Origin of the sequence: Neolewinella agarilytica, assembly GCF_900110645.1 — a bacterium.
GTDB lineage: Bacteria > Bacteroidota > Bacteroidia > Chitinophagales > Saprospiraceae > Neolewinella > Neolewinella agarilytica.
Map to the genome: position 1 here is coordinate 131,539 of NZ_FOFB01000011.1, position 21,002 is coordinate 152,540.

Annotated in this window: 21 protein-coding genes; 10 read left to right on the forward strand and 11 right to left on the reverse strand. The window is 51.3% G+C overall.

All coding sequences use genetic code 11. The features are described from left to right. Positions 1 to 202: 202 nt before the first annotated feature. The 4 genes from BM123_RS11430 to BM123_RS11445 form a co-directional block, all read right to left on the reverse strand. Complete coding sequence (locus BM123_RS11430) at positions 203 to 1,153, reverse strand: SDR family oxidoreductase (protein WP_090168472.1); 951 nt, start codon at positions 1,151 to 1,153, stop codon at positions 203 to 205. Between the two features lie 261 nt (positions 1,154 to 1,414). Next, positions 1,415 to 2,236 (reverse strand): DUF6503 family protein, encoded by an 822-nt coding sequence (locus tag BM123_RS11435; RefSeq protein ID WP_090168475.1) that lies wholly within the window; start codon positions 2,234 to 2,236, stop codon positions 1,415 to 1,417. Between the two features lie 50 nt (positions 2,237 to 2,286). Next, complete coding sequence (locus BM123_RS11440; RefSeq protein WP_139211855.1) at positions 2,287 to 2,565, reverse strand: thioredoxin domain-containing protein; 279 nt, start codon at positions 2,563 to 2,565, stop codon at positions 2,287 to 2,289. Continuing rightward, positions 2,516 to 3,127, reverse strand: coding sequence for a MarC family protein (locus BM123_RS11445; RefSeq protein WP_090168480.1), 612 nt, complete (start codon positions 3,125 to 3,127; stop codon positions 2,516 to 2,518). The genes BM123_RS11440 and BM123_RS11445 overlap by 50 nt, the downstream gene beginning before the upstream one ends. 329 nt (positions 3,128 to 3,456) lie before the next feature. Here BM123_RS11445 and BM123_RS11450 point away from each other — a divergent pair, with 329 nt between their 5' ends. From BM123_RS11450 to BM123_RS11460, 3 genes are all read left to right on the forward strand, one after another. Next, on the forward strand, positions 3,457 to 4,023 hold the full coding sequence (locus BM123_RS11450; RefSeq protein ID WP_090168482.1) for a DUF6515 family protein: 567 nt from the start codon (positions 3,457 to 3,459) through the stop codon (positions 4,021 to 4,023). Positions 4,024 to 4,263: 240 nt separating this feature from the next. Next, the gene (locus BM123_RS11455; RefSeq protein ID WP_090168631.1) at positions 4,264 to 5,256 is read left to right on the forward strand and encodes an SAM-dependent methyltransferase; all 993 of its coding nucleotides are present in this window, start codon (positions 4,264 to 4,266) and stop codon (positions 5,254 to 5,256) included. Between the two features lie 242 nt (positions 5,257 to 5,498). Next, a complete protein-coding gene (locus BM123_RS11460) occupies positions 5,499 to 5,954 on the forward strand; it encodes a DUF1772 domain-containing protein (protein WP_090168483.1) in 456 nt (151 codons plus the stop codon). A 146-nt stretch (positions 5,955 to 6,100) separates the two neighbouring features. Here BM123_RS11460 and BM123_RS11465 read toward each other — a convergent pair whose 3' ends face one another. From BM123_RS11465 to BM123_RS11475, 3 genes are all read right to left on the reverse strand, one after another. Then, positions 6,101 to 6,874, reverse strand: a complete 774-nt coding sequence (locus BM123_RS11465) for a hypothetical protein (RefSeq protein ID WP_090168486.1) — start codon at positions 6,872 to 6,874, stop codon at positions 6,101 to 6,103. Between the two features lie 161 nt (positions 6,875 to 7,035). Next, positions 7,036 to 8,142, reverse strand: coding sequence for a YHYH protein (locus tag BM123_RS11470; RefSeq protein WP_090168488.1), 1,107 nt, complete (start codon positions 8,140 to 8,142; stop codon positions 7,036 to 7,038). 288 nt (positions 8,143 to 8,430) lie between these two features. Further along, complete coding sequence (locus tag BM123_RS11475) at positions 8,431 to 9,072, reverse strand: hypothetical protein (protein WP_090168491.1); 642 nt, start codon at positions 9,070 to 9,072, stop codon at positions 8,431 to 8,433. Between the two features lie 380 nt (positions 9,073 to 9,452). Here BM123_RS11475 and BM123_RS11480 point away from each other — a divergent pair, with 380 nt between their 5' ends. The 3 genes from BM123_RS11480 (at position 9,453) to BM123_RS11495 (ending at position 12,288) form a co-directional block, all read left to right on the forward strand. Continuing rightward, the gene (locus BM123_RS11480; RefSeq protein ID WP_090168495.1) at positions 9,453 to 10,004 is read left to right on the forward strand and encodes a RidA family protein; all 552 of its coding nucleotides are present in this window, start codon (positions 9,453 to 9,455) and stop codon (positions 10,002 to 10,004) included. Between the two features lie 95 nt (positions 10,005 to 10,099). Next, a complete protein-coding gene (locus tag BM123_RS11485) occupies positions 10,100 to 11,212 on the forward strand; it encodes an FG-GAP repeat domain-containing protein (RefSeq protein ID WP_090168499.1) in 1,113 nt (370 codons plus the stop codon). A gap of 284 nt (positions 11,213 to 11,496) precedes the next feature. Then, positions 11,497 to 12,288, forward strand: coding sequence for an RluA family pseudouridine synthase (locus BM123_RS11495; protein WP_090168503.1), 792 nt, complete (start codon positions 11,497 to 11,499; stop codon positions 12,286 to 12,288). A 254-nt stretch (positions 12,289 to 12,542) separates the two neighbouring features. Here BM123_RS11495 and BM123_RS11500 read toward each other — a convergent pair whose 3' ends face one another. Then, complete coding sequence (locus tag BM123_RS11500; RefSeq protein WP_090168506.1) at positions 12,543 to 15,158, reverse strand: outer membrane beta-barrel protein; 2,616 nt, start codon at positions 15,156 to 15,158, stop codon at positions 12,543 to 12,545. Between the two features lie 238 nt (positions 15,159 to 15,396). Between BM123_RS11500 and BM123_RS11505 the strand changes: the two genes are divergently transcribed. After that, complete coding sequence (locus BM123_RS11505; protein WP_090168635.1) at positions 15,397 to 15,636, forward strand: VF530 family protein; 240 nt, start codon at positions 15,397 to 15,399, stop codon at positions 15,634 to 15,636. Positions 15,637 to 15,798: 162 nt separating this feature from the next. On the opposite strand, the gene BM123_RS11510 is transcribed toward BM123_RS11505, so the two are convergent. Beyond that, a complete protein-coding gene (locus BM123_RS11510; protein ID WP_245748522.1) occupies positions 15,799 to 16,539 on the reverse strand; it encodes a DUF1853 family protein in 741 nt (246 codons plus the stop codon). Positions 16,540 to 16,808: 269 nt separating this feature from the next. Continuing rightward, positions 16,809 to 17,018, reverse strand: a complete 210-nt coding sequence (locus BM123_RS11515; protein ID WP_090168511.1) for a hypothetical protein — start codon at positions 17,016 to 17,018, stop codon at positions 16,809 to 16,811. A 371-nt stretch (positions 17,019 to 17,389) separates the two neighbouring features. Between BM123_RS11515 and BM123_RS11520 the strand changes: the two genes are divergently transcribed. From BM123_RS11520 to BM123_RS11530, 3 genes are all read left to right on the forward strand, one after another. Next, the gene (locus tag BM123_RS11520; protein ID WP_090168514.1) at positions 17,390 to 18,508 is read left to right on the forward strand and encodes a DEAD/DEAH box helicase; all 1,119 of its coding nucleotides are present in this window, start codon (positions 17,390 to 17,392) and stop codon (positions 18,506 to 18,508) included. Positions 18,509 to 18,572: 64 nt separating this feature from the next. Further along, entirely contained in the window at positions 18,573 to 18,953 is a 381-nt protein-coding gene (locus tag BM123_RS11525; protein WP_090168517.1) for a hypothetical protein, read from the forward strand. Between the two features lie 363 nt (positions 18,954 to 19,316). Further along, positions 19,317 to 19,808, forward strand: a complete 492-nt coding sequence (locus tag BM123_RS11530) for a DinB family protein (protein WP_090168520.1) — start codon at positions 19,317 to 19,319, stop codon at positions 19,806 to 19,808. Here the strand turns inward: BM123_RS11530 and BM123_RS11535 are convergent, their stop codons facing one another. After that, the gene (locus BM123_RS11535; protein WP_245748524.1) at positions 19,809 to 20,960 is read right to left on the reverse strand and encodes a Gfo/Idh/MocA family protein; all 1,152 of its coding nucleotides are present in this window, start codon (positions 20,958 to 20,960) and stop codon (positions 19,809 to 19,811) included. Positions 20,961 to 21,002: the final 42 nt, after the last annotated feature.

Below are 21,002 nucleotides of genomic sequence, written 5' to 3' on the forward strand. Positions count from 1 at the left end.
GAAATGTCTTCATGCTGGGAAGGGAACACTGTTGGAGGGGCGAAGGTCGGGAAAATTGGGGTAGGCAACCTTTTACCAGCTAACCGCCGTAGGTACTGTTACGAAGTCCTTCGGACGGTAACGTGCTAGTCCGCCAGTGTGAAATCAGGTGAGCATAGTACAGGATGAATTGCTGCACTCCGCAAAAGCCCGTAGACCGTGGCTAGATCGTCCAGCTTACACCAGTTGCCATCTCTGACACCTGCCACAGTTTTTCTGCTACAGCCTTATCCTTAGCGTGGGGTTCCAGTTTATGGGCGCCTACGGGCCCAACCCAGTTGTTTCTGCCGGTAGGTCCGTAGAAGGCGCTTTGATCGAGCGTGGGCTCCGTGGCACACATCAACATGGGGTAAGCTCCGTTTTCAGCCGGTTGCGTCAGTGGGGATAGCTTCATAAGGCCGAAAATGATGCGCATCATCCAGCTTCCACTTGTTGCAATGAGGGAAGTTCTTGACGATCCCGGATGGCAGGCGTAGGCCTTCACCCCGGTTACACCGGCTTGCTTCAGCTTGTCCTGTAACTCGTAGATGCACATGATCTGCGCCAGTTTGCTTTGGCTGTACGCATCGTTTGGTGTGTAATCGTTTTCCCAGTTCAGGTCATCGAACTTGATCGTTTTTAGCCCCATGTCGTAGCCCAGGCTTCCAACGGTTACGATTCGACCTTTTGAGGCTTTGATCAGAGGGAAAAGCAGGGCTTGCAGGGTGAAATGACCAAAGTGATTCACGCCGAGCTGGCTTTCAAAACCATCCACCGTGAGGACTCTTTTGGGGACCTGGGCGATAGCAGCATTACAGATCAGGGCATCAATGCGATCTGCCTTTTCGAGTACTTCTGCTGCCGCTTCTTTTACGGAAGCCTGCTCCGCCAGATCCATAGTCACGTTCAACACATCGATCTCGTCACCCAACTGTTCTTTTAGGGAAGCAACGGTGGCGGCAGATTTTGCAGCGTTGCGATTCAGCATGATTACCCGGGCCCCTTTCGCGAGTAAAATTTTTGCCGCTTCAAACCCGGTTCCGCTGGTGGTTCCCGTTATGACGTAGGTCTTTCCGTCTTGATTGCCGATTCGTGTGGGAGTCCATCCCTGCCGGCCAAATTGATTGTTACTCATCTTGTTGATTTTTTGATACTACAAAGGTGAGGCAAGATGAAGGTGGTTATGTTATACAGGATTGCAGATAATGAACACTTTTTGGTCCGGAGAAGGAGGTGGGAGCTCGTTAGGCACTGTGTGACCTTACCTCCGGGATCTCCGTACAGCCACCCAGAACTTAGTCGGGAGCTGCGCCGGACAAAGACTGAAAACCAGTTCATTGTCCGCCGTCAGCTCCCGAATATTTACCGTTTGTAAGCCGATCCCATCGGCGAAGGGCTATTTTTTGAAGTCCTGATTGCTCAGCTGGTTACTGAACTTAATGTTCGTCCAATTGACGGTTATCCACGGCTCGTCGCTTACCGTCGCTTCCCAGGTGGATGGCTTGTATTTTCTCTGTGTAGGTATCAGCATGCCATCAATCTCTTCATAGGTCACCTTCATCAGAAAGGGAGCCTCCATCACGCCGAAATCAGCCACGGTAAACAAGAATTGATCAACCAGCGAGGTTTCTTTATTAATGTATAACTGATAAATATCGGTCGGTTTCTCCGGTTGATCACTGAAGGTGACTTTTACAATGTCGTAATCCTGGCCGTCCACCGCCTTTTCTCCGATGTATTCGTAAACCAGACCGGGGTCCAGGAGCTTCTGCATCATCGCAAACCAGTAAAAATTAGTGGGCCGGTTAAACCGGACTCTTTTCATGTATTCTTCGTCAGTCAGTTCTTTCCCGTCATGCTTTAGCCAAAACTCCGTTCCATCGTAGCCCTGCTCAATTAGTCCGGTTAGTTGAGGTAGAGTTCTTTCGTGCTGCTCGTATCTGGCGTAAGAAAGCTCTTTGTCGAAAATGTATTTCTCGGTCGAGACGTCTTTTTTGCCATCGGGTGTTTGGTAGGTGTAAGTGTAAACGACATCCTTTTTGCCATTAAGCATGCTATAGTCGCCTACCTTCTCGACCATGGTCGCAACGAGTTGGTGGCCTTTGTTTTGGTATTCAGGCGTAGGCGTAGGGGCAGGCGCCAGCCTTGCCTGCTCTCCGCTGCTGCAGGCAGCAAACAGGCCGCTAAGGAAGAGAGGAGTCAAAAATTGGATTTTCATTGTTTGAATTTGATTGGGTTATGGATATTCGTCAATTCAGCTTGACGGAGTTAATTCAGTGTGTTTTGCGCCAGAAAATCAGTTAGTTCGGAGGGCTCTGCCTGGTTGCGGTAATCCGCGTTCAGGAAAGCATAAATGATTTTACCGTCTTCGTCGATTATGTAAGTCGCGGCCAGGGGGAGCTCGTCGGAGTCATCACCATTAAAACGATGGAGATCAAACCCCGCGTCGTAGATTTTTGCCACCTCATCCGTTAACCGGAATACAATCCCGTACTCATCATAAGGAGAAAAAGTCTTTGAGTCCGGTAAGAATACTCTGGACCGCATACGCCGCCAGAATCAGCCCCATTACCTTGCTGATCACCGTAATCCCGTATTCCCCGATTAGCCGTTGTACATATTTTGCTGAGAGGAGTATCGCTATTGTAGTGATAATCACGGCCAGGACCAGTACACTGGTAATCATTTGTTGTTGAAGCCCCACCGTATTGTTATCCGTTAGCAGAACGACTGCCATGATTGCCCCCGGAGAGGCAATCGAGGGAATGGCAACAGGGAAAATCGTCACCTGACGGTGGTCCTGAATCATCATCTTTTCGGATTCGGGTTTGCCCTCCCCAAAGATCATCGTCAGGGCAAAGAGAAACAGAATCACACCTCCGGAAATTTGAAAGGCATCGAGGGTGACATTCATCCCCTCCAGGATGATCTGGCCCACAATGATGAAAAAGAGTAGAATGAAGTAGGCAATAACGGGAGCCCGGATGGCAACCTTCTTTCTGAGCTTTTCATCCAGTTGCTTGGTTGCTTCCAGATAAACGGGGACAGAACCTATCGGGTCAACCACTACGAAGAGAAAGAAAAACTTAGTTATTAATGTTGTCCACATAGTGTCTCAGCATTTGCTTGAATGCCAGGTGAAACACCCTTCCCCCGATAAAAGGTTATTTCCTCTGGTTGGTAAAGTATGGGGAATCTACCATTGAGCCATTATTCTCTACCATCCGAATTTTATGGGCCAGGGGGCGGAAAAGAGGCCAGAACGCCCTTTCGTCGATCCTTCTCTATGGATGGTAGATTGAGACCGAACATCGTTAAGCGATCCTGTTTTGAGGTGGTCAGATAAATGAACGAGCCGCTATGGTTCTTTGGCTTAATTGCTTGATAAGTAAGCTTTTATTGCCAGTAATTTTGAATGATTAACTAAATGTATTTGCCATGAACAATCGAATTTTAAGAAGCCTTCGTCTCTGGACTTTAGCCATCATGCTATTGTGCTTTACACTTCCAATTCAGGCTCAGGCCCAACGCAACCAGTCTCGTAAACCCGATCGGGTCAAGGTAATTAACCGAAGTACTTCAGTTAATAAGGGTGGGGCCCGGGGATCGAAAGTCGCCGCTCTTCCGCAAAATACGAAGGTGTTAACCCATCGAAACGTCAACTACCACTATCGAAACGGAGTTTACTACCGGCCCACGAATGGCACTTATCTGGTGGTAAATCCCCCCCTTGGCGTTCGCATTACAAGCCTGCCGGCCAACCTTCCGTACCTGCGTCGGGGTAACAACCGTTATTACCTTTATCAGGGCGTTTATTACCTGCCGGTAGGTAACGACGTCTACGAAGTGGTGGATGCACCGGTTGGTGCAATCATCGACCGGCTGCCTGACGATTACGAAACCGTTGAGCTGGACGGGAAGGTATATTACCGGCTTAACGAAACTTACTACAAAGCAGTGCTGGAAGCAAACGGCAACGTTGTGTACGAAGTAATCCGGGTGTAAGCGCCCATAAGCCCTGCTCCTGATCCTTTCCTTGCACCTGCGACCTCGCCCCCTTCCTTGTTTGAAGCAGAACAGGGCGCGGCCGCGGGTGCAAGGAAAGTTGGAGGAAGCAGTGTAGTAAACACTTTCCCCCCCCTTGCGCCCGATGGAAACACCCGGGGGCTGGCGAAGCTCTTAGCCGCCAGGTCACTAACTTACTTTTCATTATTTTATATCTTCACTCAGAACCAGCCTCTCTCCATGACCAAACCTAAGGCCGTAAAGGCCATCAAAGCATTCACCTCCGCTGTTCAGCAAGAGATCCTTTCCTCAGCAGAGGCCGAAGAATTGATTAACGGGGTTCACGCTCACTTTCAGCGCATCACGGAGGTATCGGGGGATGACCTTAGCATTGAGCACCTGGCCGCCATCCCGGCAGCGAAGGGCAAAGCCCTGGGCTTGAATTATGCCGCTAAGTGCCTGCTCGATTATAAGCGGACAACAAAGTTCCTTCGGGCAATTGTCTCCGGCATCCAGGCCGCACAAAAGAAACACCCCGGAGAGTTGATCCGGGTATTCTATGCAGGCTGCGGGCCCTACGCTACACTGATGACTTTATCGGCTCCGCTCTTCGCCTCCGACGAGGTGCAGTTCTCCTTACTGGAAATCAATGAAAAGTCGGTCGCTTCCGCTAAGCGGCTGATCGATGCTTTGGGGCTATCGGATCACGTCGTCAATTTCTACACCGCAGATGCTACGACCTTCATGGTCCCTGAAGCGGACTCTTTCCATATGCTCATCAGTGAAACGCTGGATGCCGTCTTGTTCCGGGAGTGCTACGTTCCCATTTTGATGAATTTGCTTCCGCAGTTCCGCAAGGAAGTGATGTTGATTCCGGAAAACGTGGTCTTGAGCTTGTCCTGCTTACCCGGCCCTGAAGAAGGCCCTGGCGCCAGAGAGCAGGAAATGGGGGAAGTCCTGAACGTACGGAAGGCCATCGCGTCGCACTCCGGTCCTGTCCCCGCCCAATTACCGGATAAAAAAGTAGACCTGAGCCTATTGAATCGGGGTTATACCAGCCGACTGTTGCTGGATACCCGGGTGCATGTCCGGGAGGACATCTGGTTATGCAGGAATGAATCTCCCCTAACCCTGCCGCTGGAAATGACGATCGAACAGCCTTTGCAGAAAGAGTCTCTGGTTTTTAGCTATTGGATGGAGCCTGAGGTGGAACTGAAGTGCCGTTTTGAGTGAGGCCGGGAGCTGAGGGAGTTGGCGCTTTCGGTTAAGCTCGGTTAAGGGGTACTGACGTGTTTGCTAAGCCTGCCCGATGACAGCAGCAATGAATAAAAGCGCCAAAGAAGGGAATAACGTATACTCCAACCATGGCTCCGTTGGCCCGTTTGGAATCGTAGGAATAATCAAAGCCCGTAACTGGCATCCAACTATTCCTGTCTCAACCATTCTTTGCACCTGTTCCAAAAAGCTAAACGGAGATGCTATTTGAAATTCTATTGGCTCTGTCTGCCGGAATACTGGGCGTTTTCCTGGGTTCACAGATTACGGAAGGGGTTCTCTTTGTTCCGTATTGGAAGGCTTTGTCGCCCAAAGATTTCTTCGCATTACACCAAAATTATGGCAAAAAGATTTACCAGTTCTTTGCGCCTTTAACGATTGCAGCTACGCTTTTCCCCTTGTCGACTTTAGCCTGTGGAGTAATGACGGATAGGTCTGTTCCAGTATCGTTAATTTTGATGGGAGGCTTTACGGTGATGTTTTTCTCAACTTATTATCTGTATTTCAAGCGCGCTAACAGAAGTTTTGCGGAAGCAAGCATTTCCCCCGAAGAACTTCCTGCGGAATTAAACAGGTGGGCAAATTGGCACTGGGGCAGGACCGCCTTTGAGTTTTTGGCTTTTGTCTGTTCGATAGTTGGCTTACTCAATCTATAAAAATTGACCGGCAAAGTGCCCATTCCCTAAACAAAAAAAAACAGGCCCTCACCGAAGGATTATCCTCCAGGCACCGTCTAAGGGACAAACCGATAAACGCTTTCCAAGCGAAAGCAGAAGGGTTAATAGGGTTTTAGGTGTTTATTTCAGGACCGGGGAAGCGCAACCGCGCTTTCCCGGCTTCCTTTTTTATCGTAAAGCTTATTCCAGATTGTCTGTAGCACTACTTCATTAATTTCCTGAAGGCTCTTCAGTTTTTCGACGGACACTTCGGCTTTCCATTTGATTTCTACGGAGAGGTTCTGATTGTTCCGATCACTCAGCCATCCGGCGTAATCAGACGGGAAGATGTTTCGATCCATAATCGAAAAGCCCTCATCGTATGTTCGCTGGGTCAGCAGAGAAACGTATTGCTGATGATTTTCCCGCAGTTTCATGCTCAGGTTTGTGACGTTGTCTTCCTGCTGTTTATAGGCTTTATGAACCGTTGAATAGTGGAGTAACAGATTCCTCAATTCCTCGCTGAGCAGCGACAAATTAAATGTGGATACCTCTCCTTCGTTCACCAGATTGAGCTTAACGATGTCGATCTGTCTTATGATCTTGATAAGGCTGTCACTGATGGCTTCTGCCTCGGGGCCGGAATGACTAATTCTAAGGTTGGTTCTTCTGCTCAGCCTTTCAAAGTTACTCAGGGTATTCTCAATTTCCAGGGAGTTGGTCTGAAAGGCCTGCTGTAATATTTCCAGAGCTTCCATTCGTTGCTTCTCCTCGCTCACACTCTGATTACAGTTGTTGATCTGCACGGCGATCAAAATGCCGACCACAATCAGTACGATCTCCCCCAGGGCATAGATGAAGTAATTTTTGATCTTTTGTTTTTCGATCTGAAATTTGCGAAGCTGATTGAAGATTCTCATAAAATGGCTTTTAAATCTGAAGACGTTTATGCGTCGCTCAGGCGGGGTGATCAGCTATGCCTCCGCCGAATAAGCAGCAACCAAAATAGAGCGATGATGATAATCAACGGAACCAACCAGCGTAATTTGAAGAACCTAAAGGTACGCTGCCATGGTGGCCTTCATTCGGCCCAGGCTCCGTAATAGCAGTCTAGCAGTTCATTGTTGGCCAGTGGCATTACGTGGTAGTGGTAGCCCCGGATTTCGTCGTAGTGGCCGCGGCAATCATCAAGGCCAACGGGCTCATTTCCGTTGGCGTCGAGTTGGGCGTAGAGGCCGTGCCCGTCCATCGCATAACCGATCAGGTCGGCATGACCGTCGGCCTGCTCGACCCGGGTGCTGGCTCCCATATCTCCGTGATAGTGGTAGCCCAGGCGGTTGTTGATGTGACCGCCGGCGTCGTCTACCGGCGCAACCTGGTAGCCACTCAGGATGATGTTCAGGTCCGCAGGATGATCGAACCGTACACCGTTGAAGGCTAACCCGCGGACCAACGGGCCGTATTCCACACCGGGTTGGTCAAGCGTCGGGCCGTCACCGAGCTGGGTGGAGCTGCTGAGCCGGACCGGCCGGATGGGAATCAGGTAGGTTTGTTCTACGGCAACCTGACCGGGCAGGCACTGGGCGCACATATTCATGAATTCATCTTCGATGTTAGGGTCGGCTCCCCGCTCACAGTCCTCCTGGGTGAGGAAGCGACGCACATTGCCGTCCTCATCATACATCCGCCAGCCGTCGTCGTTGTAAAAGGTCGCCAGGTTTTCGATGAAGGGGCCATCGAGATCATATACGGTACCGTTGTCGATCCACAGACCGCCTGCTTCCGGTCCATCGGTGATGGTCTCAGGGCACCAGGGGCCCATCTCATGATCGGTCGGCGTGTGGGTGGAGGTAATCTGGTAGCATTCGGTTTCTGTCCCGTCGGATAATGTACAGGCAACGGTGGTAATCGTAACGTTACCATCGCCCGTCAGGAACAGTGCAGGATCAACTTCGTTAACGACATAGGCGGTTCCGTCGTCGTCGTCCGTATTGTCCGCCACGTAGCCGTCAGGTTGTTCGCAGGCCAGTTGGCTGGTGTTGGGGTCGCCGAATCCGTCTCCGTCGGCATCCAGATACCAGGTGACCTCCTCGCAGAAGGAATCGTCGTCGTCGTCGCAGGAGGTAGCCAGGCTCAGGCTCAGGGCTATGAGCAATAACAGGAAGGTGTAATGGTTAGCGGTTTTCATGGGCAAGTTTGTTTACCCATCAGACCGCAATTTTCGAGAAATCCTTTGGGGGATAGTGGCCGGCATTGCTCTTTTAATCCATTCTTTGCACCTGCGTCAGCGCCCCGTTTTGCGAATCGGTTACGGCGGCAGATAGCCACAGGCAGAGCGAAGCTGCCCCGTACGGTAGCAATTATTTGACTTGCCCGGCGCGGCCGCAGGTGCAAGGGGAAGTTGGAGGGAGCAGGGTGGGGCTGCTCATCGATACTAACGCAATTGGTAGTAGCCTGTAGTCAGAAAAGAAACCTTTCAGGCTTTCGTCGCCGCTGATCTGATAGATGACTGGCGGGACCAAGCGAAGTAAGCCAGTGCACCGGCCAAACCAACAATAAGTAATAGCATTGGCAGCAAATATTCTGCCTTTCCGCCCGGTTCTGCCAGCACGAAGTGAGTGCCGCTTACTTCCAAGGTAGCAGAATGATCGTTGCTGCCCTTCAACACAAATTGCTTGCGATCAAAACCCTCTTTGACGACGTACAGCGCACTCTGGTTGTGAGAAATGTTGCTGAAGGCAGCGTTTCTGACGAATAGGGAGGTAATCTCACCCGGTACATCAGCAATGTGAAATGTAGCTGTTGTTTCGTGTCCCAGCTTTACTACGCCGTCTTGTAAAGCCGTTATTGTGCCGTCATTAAAGCGGAGGATGATTTCCCGCTGAAGATGTTCAATGACGAGCTCCCGAAACTCCTCCGGGCTGGCGTAAGCAGAGTCGCCAAACCGGGCTTTTACTTCATAATCAAAGGCAGTGAGCGAAGCTCTGATTTGCAATACCCATTCGTTGTCTCCCTTCTCCGCCAAAATGGTGGAGGAAAGATCAGGTTGGTGAGCGTAGGCAGTAATTGATAAACAAAGTAAACCCAATAAAAGGGAGAATTTTCTGGCGACTTTCATAGGGCGTTTTTTGATGATTTAAAAATACGGTGCCAAGACGGGGATGAGCGACAAAGGTTAACAGCAGGACGGAGACATCAGACATTATCCCGTAGATGATTATCTACCGCTTTTGACCCCGGCCGGCGCTAAATCCTTTGGGTGGCGATTGTGTTTTTACACAAAGCCGCCGGCCCGGTTCCCGGAAAAGGAGGCCTGGCCCGCCGGCAGTCTGAAACGAACGTGCAGGAATACTGTCTGATTCCTCCTGATCCGTCCGGCGGCCTCCGTTCTGACGGGCATCCTGCCCTTCACCTCCTTTGTCCTATATTCATGTACGAAGCCAGCATGTTCACACCAAACAGCAGGCCATATTCCACACACTTTAAACTTGAATTACTATGGGAAAGCCACGTCTCTACTTGTTTACCTTTCTATCCGTCCTTACACTATGTTTTTCCTGCGAAACAAAGGAAACTCCGGAAGCAGACTATAATCCGGAGGCAAAGCTTACGGCACTTAACATCACCCTGCCCTCGCCACCTCAACCCGTTGCGAACTACGTTAATGGTGTAAGGGCAGGCAATCTGATTTTTCTGGCGGGTAAAGGTCCTAAGCGTGCCGATGGCACGGAACTAACGGGCAAACTCGGGCAAGATGTGACCATCGAAGAAGGTTATGAAGGCGCCCGGCTGACGGCGATCAACCAATTATCTGTCCTGAAAGAAATGCTGGGGGACCTGCGAAAGGTGAAAAGGATCGTCAAGGTGCTGGGAATGGTAAACTCTGACCCGGATTTCGTCGAACAGCCGAAGGTGATCAATGGCTTCTCTGACCTCATGGTGGAGGTCTTTGGTGATCGGGGCCGTCACGCCCGCGCAGCGGTAGGTATGGCTTCTTTGCCCCGGGCACAGGCGGTAGAAATCGAATTGGTGGTGGAGGTGTATGATTAAATGTCGCTCGCGAAACATGGGGGAGAGGCGTTCCGCCGCTCTTTCATCCATTAAAAATATCGCGTATCCCTCTAAGTTGCCATAACTTACGTTTTATGAAAGCACTTCTCTTTATCCTCTGCGGCCTTCTGTCTCTTACGATTAAGGCCCAGGAGCTAAAAATGCAGGCCAGCGGCCGGCTTATTCTGGGTACCTACGTTGAGCGGACGGCTTCCGTTTCCTGCGGAGACATCGATGGAGACGGAGACAATGACCTGTTAGTCGCCAATGGCCGTCATTGGCCCGGACAAAACCGCGTGTTTGTGAATAACGGCCGAGGCATCTTCACCGTAGAGCGTGACCTGGGCACCGACCGGGCCACTACTTACGCCACTGAGTTGGCGGACCTGGATGGCGACGGTGATCTGGACGTAGCCGTAGGCAACGATATGGCCCCGAATGCCTTGTTTATGAATGACGGGACGGGCCATTTTACCTACGCCGGCACCTTTGGTCAGGCCTATTCTTCCACCCGTAACCTTACCCTGGGAGACCTGGACCAGGACGGGGACATTGACATCCTCATCACCAACCGGGGCCGCGTTAATGAGATTTGCCTAAATGACGGAAAGGGCGGCTTCTCAGATACCCGGGAATTCGGCAATAAAAGCGATTCGACCATCGACGTTGAAATTGCGGACATGAACGGCGACGGGCAGCTCGATCTAATTCTGGCCAATCGGGACGATCAACAGAACTACGTTTATCTCAATGACGGTAAGCTGGGATTCACGGAGAAGGTCCCCTTTGGCACCGGCAAAGACAACACGCGCTCTGTAGGTATCGCAGACATTGACGAAGACGGTTTCCCAGACATTATCACGGCTAATATCGGAGAGCCGAACGTGATCTATTTCGGTAGTGAAGCAGGGAGTTTCTCCCGCAGCAAAAGCCTTGGACCGGAAGAACGTTACAGCTTTGCTATCGCCATCGCTGACGTAGACGGCGATGGTGATCAAGACATCATCGTCGGGGATTACGAAAGCCCTAACGCTGTTTACTTAAATAAAGGCCAGGGCAAGGCCTGGCAAATATATCCCCTTACGGAGGATGGGTTTAATACCTACGACATCATCGCCGCCGACCTGAATGGTGACGGACTGCCCGAAATCATCGAAGCCAATTCAGATGCCATCAACCGCTATTTCTTCAACCGAACGAAAGACTAAAAGATTAAACGGGTTCTACACCCAAAAGGCAAATTTTATGGAATCTTCAGAGAAAGCAAAAAAAGCTAGATCAAAGGCTATCCTTAATGCCCTTTTGATCGGTTTTTTAGTTGGGGTCCTTGTTTTCGGATTCGTTAAAAACGGCTTTGGCTTCTTCGCCATTATCCCCTTATACTTTATATATAAGCTGGTAAATAAGCCTGAAAGCGAAGACCCTGAGTAAGCCAGCCGAAACCCATAGGGCCCCCAATCTCCCGGCCCCCATTCGATTACAAGAATATGGGGTGGGTATTTTCATTGGGGCGAGAACGAAGTCTGCTCTGAAGAAGGCGATAAAGAAAGGGCTCGTAAGGGTTGACGGAGAGATGGCTACTACGGCTACCTTCATCCGCGGCGGGGAGGAGATCAGCTTGTCCTTCCCTGAGGAAATAAAGCCGGGGAAAAAGCTGGTATTTTCCCTCAGGGTTTTATTCGAAGACGATCACCTGGCGGCAATCCATAAGCCTGCGGGTATATTGGTCAGTGGGAACAGCTTTAAAACCATTACTAATGCCTTACCGCAAAACCTTCAGCAAAGTCGGTTGCCGGATGCAACCCGGCCACAACCCGTTCATCGGCTGGACTATGCCACAACGGGTATACTATTGGTTGGTAAAACGAGCAGCAGCATCCGGGCACTTAACCGGATGTTTGCCAACAAAGAAATCGAGAAGATCTACTACGCCGTCGCCATTGGCGATATCAGCGAACAAGGAGAAATTACTACTGCCATTGACGGCAAGCCATCCCAATCCATTTATAAGCGACATAAATCGGTGCCCTCAAAAAGGTTTGGCCAGCTTAACCTCCTGGAACTAAAGCCCCAAACGGGCCGCAGGCACCAGTTGCGAAAACACCTCTCCGGCATCGGTAATCCGATACTGGGGGATAAAGATTATGGCATCGAAGGCTTAATCTTACACGGTAAGGGAATGTACCTCCACGCCCATTCGGTAAGCTTTATTCATCCATTTACGGGGAAGAGGATGGTTTTGGAGGATGAACTTCCGGCCAGATTCAGGAAGCTGTTCTTTTAGCAGGGAAGTAGCGTCAAACATTGCTCCTAAACCCTTCCCCTGCACCCTGCGTCCGCGCCTCTTTTTTAGTCAAATAGTTAGGAAGTCAAACAGTCAAACCGTAGGGCACTGCTTAACGCCCAGACTCTCCCTCCAGCAGCATGCCCCGCAACAGCGGCAGCCCTACAAGACTACCTCCCCCTCCAGCTGCGCAGCAGCGTGCCCTGAACCAGCGGCAGCTACTACCAAACTACCAATACTACCAAACTACCATACTAATTAACCCGCCCCGCTTCATCCTCCAGCCCCGTCTTCCGCTTGCGGCTCTTGACTTTCTGGTTGCCGAAGGCATAGCTGAGGGAAAGGGCCACGTTGCGGCTGTCCCAGTTACCGCCACCCCGGCTGAACTGTCCGTTGAAGTCGGATACGCCCGTCCAGCCACTCTGGAAGAAAATGTCATTGGCGCTGAGCTTGACGTTGAGTTGATCTTTGAGGAATTTCTTCTGCAACCCCAGGTTCAGCGCCCAGCTTTCGTCGTACTCAAACACGCCACCCCAGATGCCGGGGCCGGCAAAGTAGCCCGACACTTCAAAGGTGAATTTACCGGGCAACTTGAAGGTTTGCTGCTGAAAGACACTGTAGCTAAAGGCTTGCAGGTCAATGGTGCCATCTTCGCCGTAGTCCGCCTGATTGTTGATGTGGCTGGCGCTGAAGTTCACGAAGGCATCCCAGCTTTTGGTGACCGTGAAGGGCAGGCTGGCGTTGAAGCTGATGACCGTTTTTTCGGCCAGATTGTCCCAGCCGATGAAGCCGGCCCGCGGGTCGATGTCGTCCGGGCCAATGAGGCGTGTGATCTGGTCAGAGGTCTTACTGTAAGCCAGCTTGAAGTTGTAGCGCCAGGCCAGGGTATAGCCAATTTCGAGGTTATCGACAATCTCGGGCCGCAGATTAGGGTTGCCCCGCTCGTAGCTGAGCTGGCTGATCTGGTTGCGGAAGGGGTTGAGCACGTTGTAATCCGGCCGGTTGATCCGGCGGCCGTAGTTCAGCGCGATGGTGTTGCCCTTGCGCTGGTCCAGCGTGTAGGTGATACCCGCTGATGGGAACAAACTTTCGTAGTTAATCTCCACGGGGTCTTCCTGCAGGTCTTCCCGGAAGGCCGTAAGTGCTCCGGTAGCGTCGGTGATCTCCGTTCGCAGTCCCGCGGAGTAACTGATTTTATCGTTGATCTTTCCGGCGTAGCTCAGATAGGCGGCGTACACGTTTTCGTCGTAGTCAAAGATATTCGAGCGGACGTCGCTACGGATTTCCTCGTTACCAATCTCATCAAAGAAGAGGAAGGTGTTGTTCGTACCTACCTGACTCAGCTTGATGCCCGCACCAAACTGCCCCTTGCCAATCGGCTGCTCATAGTCCACTTTAAAGGTGTAGATGTCGATGTCGCGCGGTGTGTCGAAAGTATTAATTACTTCTGTGAGTACTGTTTCCCGGTCTGGACTAACGTAAATATTAGGCTGTCGGCGCATTTCGGTGTTTCGGAAAGTACCGTAGTCCAGGTCAACGTTCAGACTTTTACCCTTTCCTGGGTCGTAGCGGTAATTAAGGTTGAATTCGGCCCGGTTTCGTTCGCCATTTCCGGAGGAACCTGCGAGTAGTATGCTGTCTACTGGTCCACCGACGGTAGAAATCAGGAAATCATCCGTGCCATAACCACTTACGTCCTGCATACTTCCGCTGGCCAGGAAACCAACGGTACTGTTTTTACTCAGGAAAAAGTCAGTGCCGAACTGGCCAAAGTAATCCCGTGCATTGTTTCTGCCGAACATGGTTTCCACCAGATTCAGCCCGTTCTGAATCATGTCGAAATTGATGCGGTTGAAATTTTCACTACGAACGGTACCCACCCGGCTGTATACGTTCATTTTTGCGTTTCGGTAATTGCCCGCCACGGAGGCGTTGGAGCGGTTGTAGCGGCCCTGGGTAGAGGTCAGGTTAGCGGTTCCGTTGGCGCCCTCGTTTTCGGCTTTCGCCAGCCGGATGTCGATAATGCCAGCATTCCCTTCCGCTTCGTATTTAGCTCCGGGGTTGGTGATGATGTCGATCCGGTCAATTTGCTCGGCGGTGAGGCTGCGCAGGTAGTTCGCCAGTTCTTCGCCGGCCAGCGGCAGGCGTTTACCGTTGACGTAAACCAGCACTCCGGAGCGACTCAGCACGTTGATGTTCTCGTTGTTGTCGATCGTCACGCCGGGGGCTTTGCGCAAGAGGTCGAGCCCGTTTTGGCCTACGGCATTGATGGTGCCCTGAACGTTGAAAACGGTACGGTCGGGCTTCACTTCCACCAGGGCGCGGGTGGCGGTGACGGTGGCTTCGGCCAGCTCCACGGCGGCGGGTGCCATTTGTAGTACGCCGAGGTCCAGTACCCCGTTTTGGGCTTCGATGCCTTCCTTGCGAAGATCCGGCGCACCGAGGTAGGTCACCACCAGATCGTATATCCCATCGGCAATGCCTTCCATCTTGAAGAGGCCCGCATCGTCGGTGGTTTCCACCTTCACGAGTTTACCGTCCGGGGTGGTGTAAAGCGCAACGTTGGCGAAGGGAACGGGAAGTCCGTCGGCGTCTTGTACCTGGCCCTTGATCTCATAATCGCCGGTTAGTTCTATACCGTCAATGGCGGGAGCCACGGCCGTTTGGGCTTGCAGGTTGAAGGAGGAAAGCAGTGCCAGCAGGAAACCCCAAGTGGACAATTTCACGAACGGAGCGAGCCCTGTATTCGCGGTAGCTACTATTTGACCATTTAACTTTCTGACTACCTGACTCTTCCGGGCGCTGACGCAGGTGCAGAGTAAAAGGTTGAAAGAGCAAAGAAAATAAGCGCGTAGTATTGTTAGTTTCATCTGGATAGGAGTGTTGGTGAAATAGTCGTTCCTCCCGGAAAGACGGCAAAGGTCTTTCTATGGCTGCAACTAACCCAGCCTTTTTTGCTCATTTACCCCATTGATCGACGAACGGACGCTGGAGGCAGATGAATGGGGAAAACCTTTAGCTTTCCTGGTAAAGTCGAGCTCCTCCGCCCAACGTAAACCTTACAAGAGCGCTACCTTGCACTCCATCTCCACCAGACCAAGCAAAACCATGGCCGAAGAAAATACCCCCCCTGAAGGGCAACCTAATAACCCTCTCCACGGCGTCAAACTAGCCACGATCGTAGAGTCCTTAGTAGAACACTACGGCTGGGAAACCCTGGCCACCAAAATCAACATCAACTGCTTTAAGAGTAACCCTTCGGTAAAGTCCAGCCTCAAATTTCTGCGGCGTACGCCCTGGGCCAGAGACAAAGTCGAGGCGCTTTATCTGAAGATGAAGAAAGAGTAGGAGCATGGGAGGAGGAGCTCCAGCTCCGACCCCGAACGGGGCCGCAGGCTCCCGAAGCGTGTAAGTGCAGTCTCACCGCCAGCTGATGGTGTTGTAAAAGCAAAATCGCTCCGATCCCTTATTTAGTCGGAGCAGGAACTCCTCCTCCACCCAATGGAAATATCACCAGAAAACCACGAACCCCTTCCTAATCTTACCGTCTGGTCCCTTAATCCAAATCATCGGAGACCGCCCGTTACGGATGTCAGCCTCAAGCAGCGCTACCGCCACAGCATATTCCAGCCAGGTAACGGAAGGGTGGGGGATGACGATCCAATCCAGCTTCGCAGGAAGGAAGAACACATAGCCTGCTAACTGACGTAGAGCTGAATAGGAGATGTAGAAGCCCGCAATACAATCCTTGTTGAGCGGACCGACGTCCATAGCCCTGTTTTGGTAGGGTAGAAACAACTGCGCCTTAAAGCATAATTTCTGGACAATGGTATTGGCCGCCAGGCCGTAGGCGGCCAACAGCGGTTTGCTCAATGGGTGATGCAGTAATGGAAACTGCCTGCGGTGAAGCTTGGTCAGTTTGTAGGACAGGTTGTCCTTACGATTCGGACCAATCCAATACGCCAATGGCTCAGTGTAGGTATCAACAGTATCGTAGAGGTAGAACTTGTAGGCAACCTCCAGATGAATGGGCGTTTCTCCTTCGTAGTAGAGCGCGTCCATTTCTCCAACCGTTCGCTTACCGTCCTGAATTTGCAGATTATCGCTGATCCAGGTGACCGAAGGCTCGTTTTTTAGCTGGTGAAAAACGAACTCTTCGACAAGCTTACCTAAGCGCCGATGCTTAAAGACAGCGCCTTCGCCGATGAGGTCAACGCTTTTGTTTAACTTAATTTGGGGAAATGGAGACACTTGCTCGCTGACCCAAAGCAATTGAGTGGCAAGGTAGCCCCTATAACGTGATTTTGTCTTTGCATCCATCGACTCCCAAAGCTACGGATAAGCCTCGGTTATACCCGTCTGCATCAGGTTACGATACACAGTAGTAAATCCGTGAAATACCTGGGTCGGGAGTGGTTCAGTGTCAGTATGGCAAAGTCGTGGCCTTGCCGAATAAAACTATTTGAAAGGGATGTTTGTCGCCACAGAGTTGGTCACTACCGAAGGTGCTGATGGCGAACTTATAATTCGTCGTCCGTATCCAATTGATTGATACTGCCTGACCAAAATGCATGTTCATCTTCCTGGAAGTCTGGCCCAACTTCTTCCCAGTCGTTAAATTCATTCAGGAGGGCAACGGCTTTAGCGTTCGGAGCCCAGACATGACGTTGAGTCTCCCCATCCTTAATCGCCATTTCCGGCTTAGGATATTTAGACGGATTCTTGGACATGACTCAGTATGATTCTTGGCTGCATGAATTATCCCGGAATTGAGATATTCGGTACAACCCGGGCTCAATACGTGCTGTTCGGTCGGGTGGGAATAAAATCATAATCAGTTGCCGGATGAATTTTTACCCGCAAGAACTTCAGTGAAAAGCGCCCCGTTTGGAGATGGCGACCAGCCTGGTGATTTTGCCAGGGCAATTGCAAGCTCCATGCAGGGACGCTAAAAGGTCCCTTGAGTTGGGCTAAGCGGACCTCATAGCGTCCTGAAAGGACCTTCGAGCGTCCGCGTTTCCCGAGCTTGCGACCAGCCCTGGTGATTTTGCTCCTTAACCCATCGACTACCAAAGCTACGGGCTATCTTCGCCCAAAAGTAATGGCAACATTTTCTGACTTAGGAATAAGTAAGCCCTACATCAAGGCGCTCAAAGAACTTAACATCGTAAACCCGACTAAGATTCAGGAAGCCGTCATTCCAGCGCTGCTCAAGCGAAAGACCGATTTAATTGGCCTGGCGCAAACGGGGACGGGGAAAACCGCAGCCTTCGGATTGCCCCTGCTACACGCTGTTGACCCAAAAAAAGCTGAGGTGCAGGGTTTGGTTATTGCTCCTACCCGTGAGCTGGTACAGCAGATCAAAAAGCAACTTTTCAAGTTTACGAAGTATCTCGACGAGATGATCTTTGCCGAAGGCGTATACGGCGGAGAACGCATCACCCGACAGATCAAAGCCCTGAAGCGACCTACGCATATCGTCGTCGCTACGCCCGGGCGTTTACTTGATTTGATCGAACGGGGAGCCGTTGATATCTCTAAGGTTAAAACACTGGTCCTCGACGAAGCCGACGAAATGCTGAGCATGGGCTTCAAGGAGGATTTGAATAAAATTCTGGGTTACAATAAGTCCAGCCGAAATACCTGGTTGTTTTCCGCTACCATGCCCGAAGGCATTAAGCGAATCGTCAGGACGTATATGTCAAAAGACGCCATGCGGGTGGAAGCCAACCGGAATGCGCTGGTGAATGAAAATATTTCGCACTTTTTTATCAATACCAGAATTGGTGATAAGACTAACCTCATCGTCAGGCTCTTAATGGAGCGAAAGGAAGAACGCGGCATTATTTTTTGCCGGACGAAAGCCGGTACACAAAAACTTGCGAAACAACTCCAAAGCAAAAACTTCGCTGCGGGTGCCCTGGAGGGAGACATGCAACAGAAAGAACGCGATAAAGTAATGCGTGCTTTTAGAAATAAGAGTCTGCGGATATTGGTGTCCACGGATGTTTCCGCCAGGGGCATCGACGTCAACAACCTCTCTTTTGTCCTGCACCATCAGCTTCCGGATCACCTGGAGTATTACACCCACCGTAGTGGCCGGACGGCCAGGGCGGGAAAAACCGGACAGTCCATTGCGCTGATCATTCCCGGTGAGATGAAAAAGGTAAAGGAAATCGAAAAGTCATTGGGCATCAAGTTCAGCGAAATGACGAAGTAAGGCCAGGAGTTCTGCTGGCCTTCTCCGGCAACTCTTTCGCAAACCCCTGACAAATAAACACACCATGGAACTCGACTACATAGGAAACGTGAACGCCTATGGCGAAAACATCGTGAGGCTCTATAATTTTAATAAAGATGAAGCCAGTAAACTCAGCGATCTAATTGAAAAGACGATCGTGAAGGGGAAGAAAAAACTAGACCTGTCACAGGTGGATTTCATTGAGCGGCGAAACTGTAATTTGATTCTGGGCATCTACGAGTCTGACGAGGGCATATTCAGCGTGGATGGGGAGACTTTCTACTGCGCCTTAACCCTGGATGGCTACAGGCACATGCTGACGCTGCTGGCCCCGTTTTGCCAGAAGGACAGCAAGAGCCACCAGTATTTATACGACATTGATAATCCGACGGACTTTCTGTTATCTCCTGCAGGAACCTGGTAGAGACGGATTCACCGCTCGTTAAACTTCCCCCTGCACCTGCGTCCGCGCCATAAAAAACCTCTCCCAGCGCTCAAAAAACCTAAATTTAGCAGGATGAATGCCGCTGATCACATTGCACCCGTACATTTGGCAAGCTCAGTAAGATGATACTCAACCTTACGGAATCAAAGAATAGACCAAGCCGGAAGAAGTGGATTTTTGTGCAACGAATCCTGTGAAATAAAAACAGGATTTTCAGGGAATTGAAAGTCCCTCCTCCTCCTCCTTCTCCTTTTCTCCTCCCACTCCTCCGGAAAAATGTGCCGCTTAGCGACTGAATGTGCTACGCAATCTAAGATTAGCACAATTCGTACCTTCCCTTCCATGATCTACCCTACCTCCCACACCGACGCCGGCGCCAAATCCGCCCTTACCGATGAGTACAGCCGTGCCATAACGGAGTTGAAGACCGTGATTGCGGGGCTGGACGACGAAACCCTCTGCCGCATCGTTGACACAGAAACTAAGGATGAGGATTGTCGGTCCATCCAGACCATCCTGACGCACGTGGTTAAAGCCGGCTATGGCTACGCCATTGCCGTCCGTAATTCGAAAGGAGAAGCCTTAGATTACCCTTCCCGAATACAACTTCCTACGGCTGCTGCCTACGTAGCCGAACTTGACGCCATGATGGCCTACAATGAAGAACTCTTTTGGGACTATCCCGACCTGAAGCTGGAAGAATACGACCCTGTCAACAAAATCAAAGTCCGCTGGGGCCAACTCTATGATGTTGATCAGCTTTTCGAGCATGCGATTGTACACATCCTGCGGCACCGGCGACAGGTTGAAAATTTTCTGAAGAAAATGGAGTGATTACAACTTCGTCCACTTCTCCGTCCCCTTACTGTTCTCCACCACCTTCTCGACGAAGATCATGCCCCGCAGCCCGTCTTCCACGGTAGGGAAGTCGGTGTGCAGCGGATCGGGCGTAGTGCCTTCCAGGCGGGCGCGGACGCAGGATGCAAAGTTGCGGTAAATATTAGCAAAGCCTTCGAGGTAACCTTCGGGATGACCCGCCGGCACCCGGGTGTGAGCATTAGCTGCGTCTGATAGTGCGCCTACTCCCGTACGTAAATGTGTAGCGGGACCTTCATGCTGTTTTACAATCAATGTATTGGGCTCCTGTTGGTGCCATTCCAGGCCACCGGTTTCTCCCCATACCCGAATGTTGAGTCCGTTCTCCTCGCCAACGGCGATCTGAGAGCAGTGCAGCACGCCCTTGGCACCGCCTTCCATGCGAAGCAGGATGTTGGCGTCATCGTCCAGCACCCGGCCTTCCACGAAGGAGGTCAGGTCAGCGCAGACTTCCGTGATTTTCAATCCGGTGATGTATTCCGCCAGGTTCTCCGCGTGGGTGCCGATGTCTCCCATCGCTCCACCCATGCCGGATTTGGCGGGGTCTACCCGCCAGCCGGCCTGCTTGTGGTCCGTGTTTTCTTTTTTGGTGGCCAGCCAGCCTTGTGGGTATTCCACTACGACTTTGCGAACCTTGCCAATGTCTCCGTTGGCCACCATCACCCGGGCTTGCTTTACCATCGGGTAACCGGTGTAGTTGTGCGTCAGGGCAAAGATCAAACCGGTCTCTTCCACCAGTTTTACCAGAATGCGGGCCTCGTCTACGTTAAACGTCACGGGCTTATCACACACCACATGAAAGCCATTTTCCAGGGCGAGCTTCGCCGGGCCGAAATGAACGTGGTTGGGCGTAACGATGGATACAAAATCCATGCGCTCCCCCAATGGTAGCTTCTTCTCTTCCAGAATCATCTCCTCGTAGCTACCGTACACCCGGTTGGCGGGCAGGTAAAAATCCTCTCCGCTCAGGCGGCTCTTCTCCGGGTTAGAGCTAAAGGCTCCGCAGACTAATTCGATCTGCTGGTCAATCGCTGCCGCAATCCGGTGAACACCACCGATAAAAGCTCCTCGGCCACCGCCGACCATTCCCATTCTTATTTTTCTTGACATGATCTCTTTTTATGGGTACCTGCACGCTCCGCGTGCAGGATT

What these genes read in the sequence shown, in the direction of transcription:
- BM123_RS11525 (WP_090168517.1), top strand. Translation starts at nt 18,573, where the DNA reads ATGGAACTCGACTACATAGGAAACGTGAACGCCTATGGCGAAAACATC.
- BM123_RS11465 (WP_090168486.1), bottom strand. Translation starts at nt 6,874, where the DNA reads ATGAGAATCTTCAATCAGCTTCGCAAATTTCAGATCGAAAAACAAAAG.
- BM123_RS11460 (WP_090168483.1), top strand. Translation starts at nt 5,499, where the DNA reads ATGCTATTTGAAATTCTATTGGCTCTGTCTGCCGGAATACTGGGCGTT.
- BM123_RS11515 (WP_090168511.1), bottom strand. Translation starts at nt 17,018, where the DNA reads ATGTCCAAGAATCCGTCTAAATATCCTAAGCCGGAAATGGCGATTAAG.
- BM123_RS11520 (WP_090168514.1), top strand. Translation starts at nt 17,390, where the DNA reads ATGGCAACATTTTCTGACTTAGGAATAAGTAAGCCCTACATCAAGGCG.
- BM123_RS11505 (WP_090168635.1), top strand. Translation starts at nt 15,397, where the DNA reads ATGGCCGAAGAAAATACCCCCCCTGAAGGGCAACCTAATAACCCTCTC.
- BM123_RS11475 (WP_090168491.1), bottom strand. Translation starts at nt 9,072, where the DNA reads ATGAAAGTCGCCAGAAAATTCTCCCTTTTATTGGGTTTACTTTGTTTA.
- BM123_RS11445 (WP_090168480.1), bottom strand. Translation starts at nt 3,127, where the DNA reads ATGTGGACAACATTAATAACTAAGTTTTTCTTTCTCTTCGTAGTGGTT.
- BM123_RS11485 (WP_090168499.1), top strand. Translation starts at nt 10,100, where the DNA reads ATGAAAGCACTTCTCTTTATCCTCTGCGGCCTTCTGTCTCTTACGATT.
- BM123_RS11455 (WP_090168631.1), top strand. Translation starts at nt 4,264, where the DNA reads ATGACCAAACCTAAGGCCGTAAAGGCCATCAAAGCATTCACCTCCGCT.
- BM123_RS11435 (WP_090168475.1), bottom strand. Translation starts at nt 2,236, where the DNA reads ATGAAAATCCAATTTTTGACTCCTCTCTTCCTTAGCGGCCTGTTTGCT.
- BM123_RS11480 (WP_090168495.1), top strand. Translation starts at nt 9,453, where the DNA reads ATGGGAAAGCCACGTCTCTACTTGTTTACCTTTCTATCCGTCCTTACA.
- BM123_RS11430 (WP_090168472.1), bottom strand. Translation starts at nt 1,153, where the DNA reads ATGAGTAACAATCAATTTGGCCGGCAGGGATGGACTCCCACACGAATC.
- BM123_RS11530 (WP_090168520.1), top strand. Translation starts at nt 19,317, where the DNA reads ATGATCTACCCTACCTCCCACACCGACGCCGGCGCCAAATCCGCCCTT.
- BM123_RS11535 (WP_245748524.1), bottom strand. Translation starts at nt 20,960, where the DNA reads ATGTCAAGAAAAATAAGAATGGGAATGGTCGGCGGTGGCCGAGGAGCT.
- BM123_RS11470 (WP_090168488.1), bottom strand. Translation starts at nt 8,142, where the DNA reads ATGAAAACCGCTAACCATTACACCTTCCTGTTATTGCTCATAGCCCTG.
- BM123_RS11440 (WP_139211855.1), bottom strand. Translation starts at nt 2,565, where the DNA reads ATGCGGTCCAGAGTATTCTTACCGGACTCAAAGACTTTTTCTCCTTAT.
- BM123_RS11500 (WP_090168506.1), bottom strand. Translation starts at nt 15,158, where the DNA reads ATGAAACTAACAATACTACGCGCTTATTTTCTTTGCTCTTTCAACCTT.
- BM123_RS11450 (WP_090168482.1), top strand. Translation starts at nt 3,457, where the DNA reads ATGAACAATCGAATTTTAAGAAGCCTTCGTCTCTGGACTTTAGCCATC.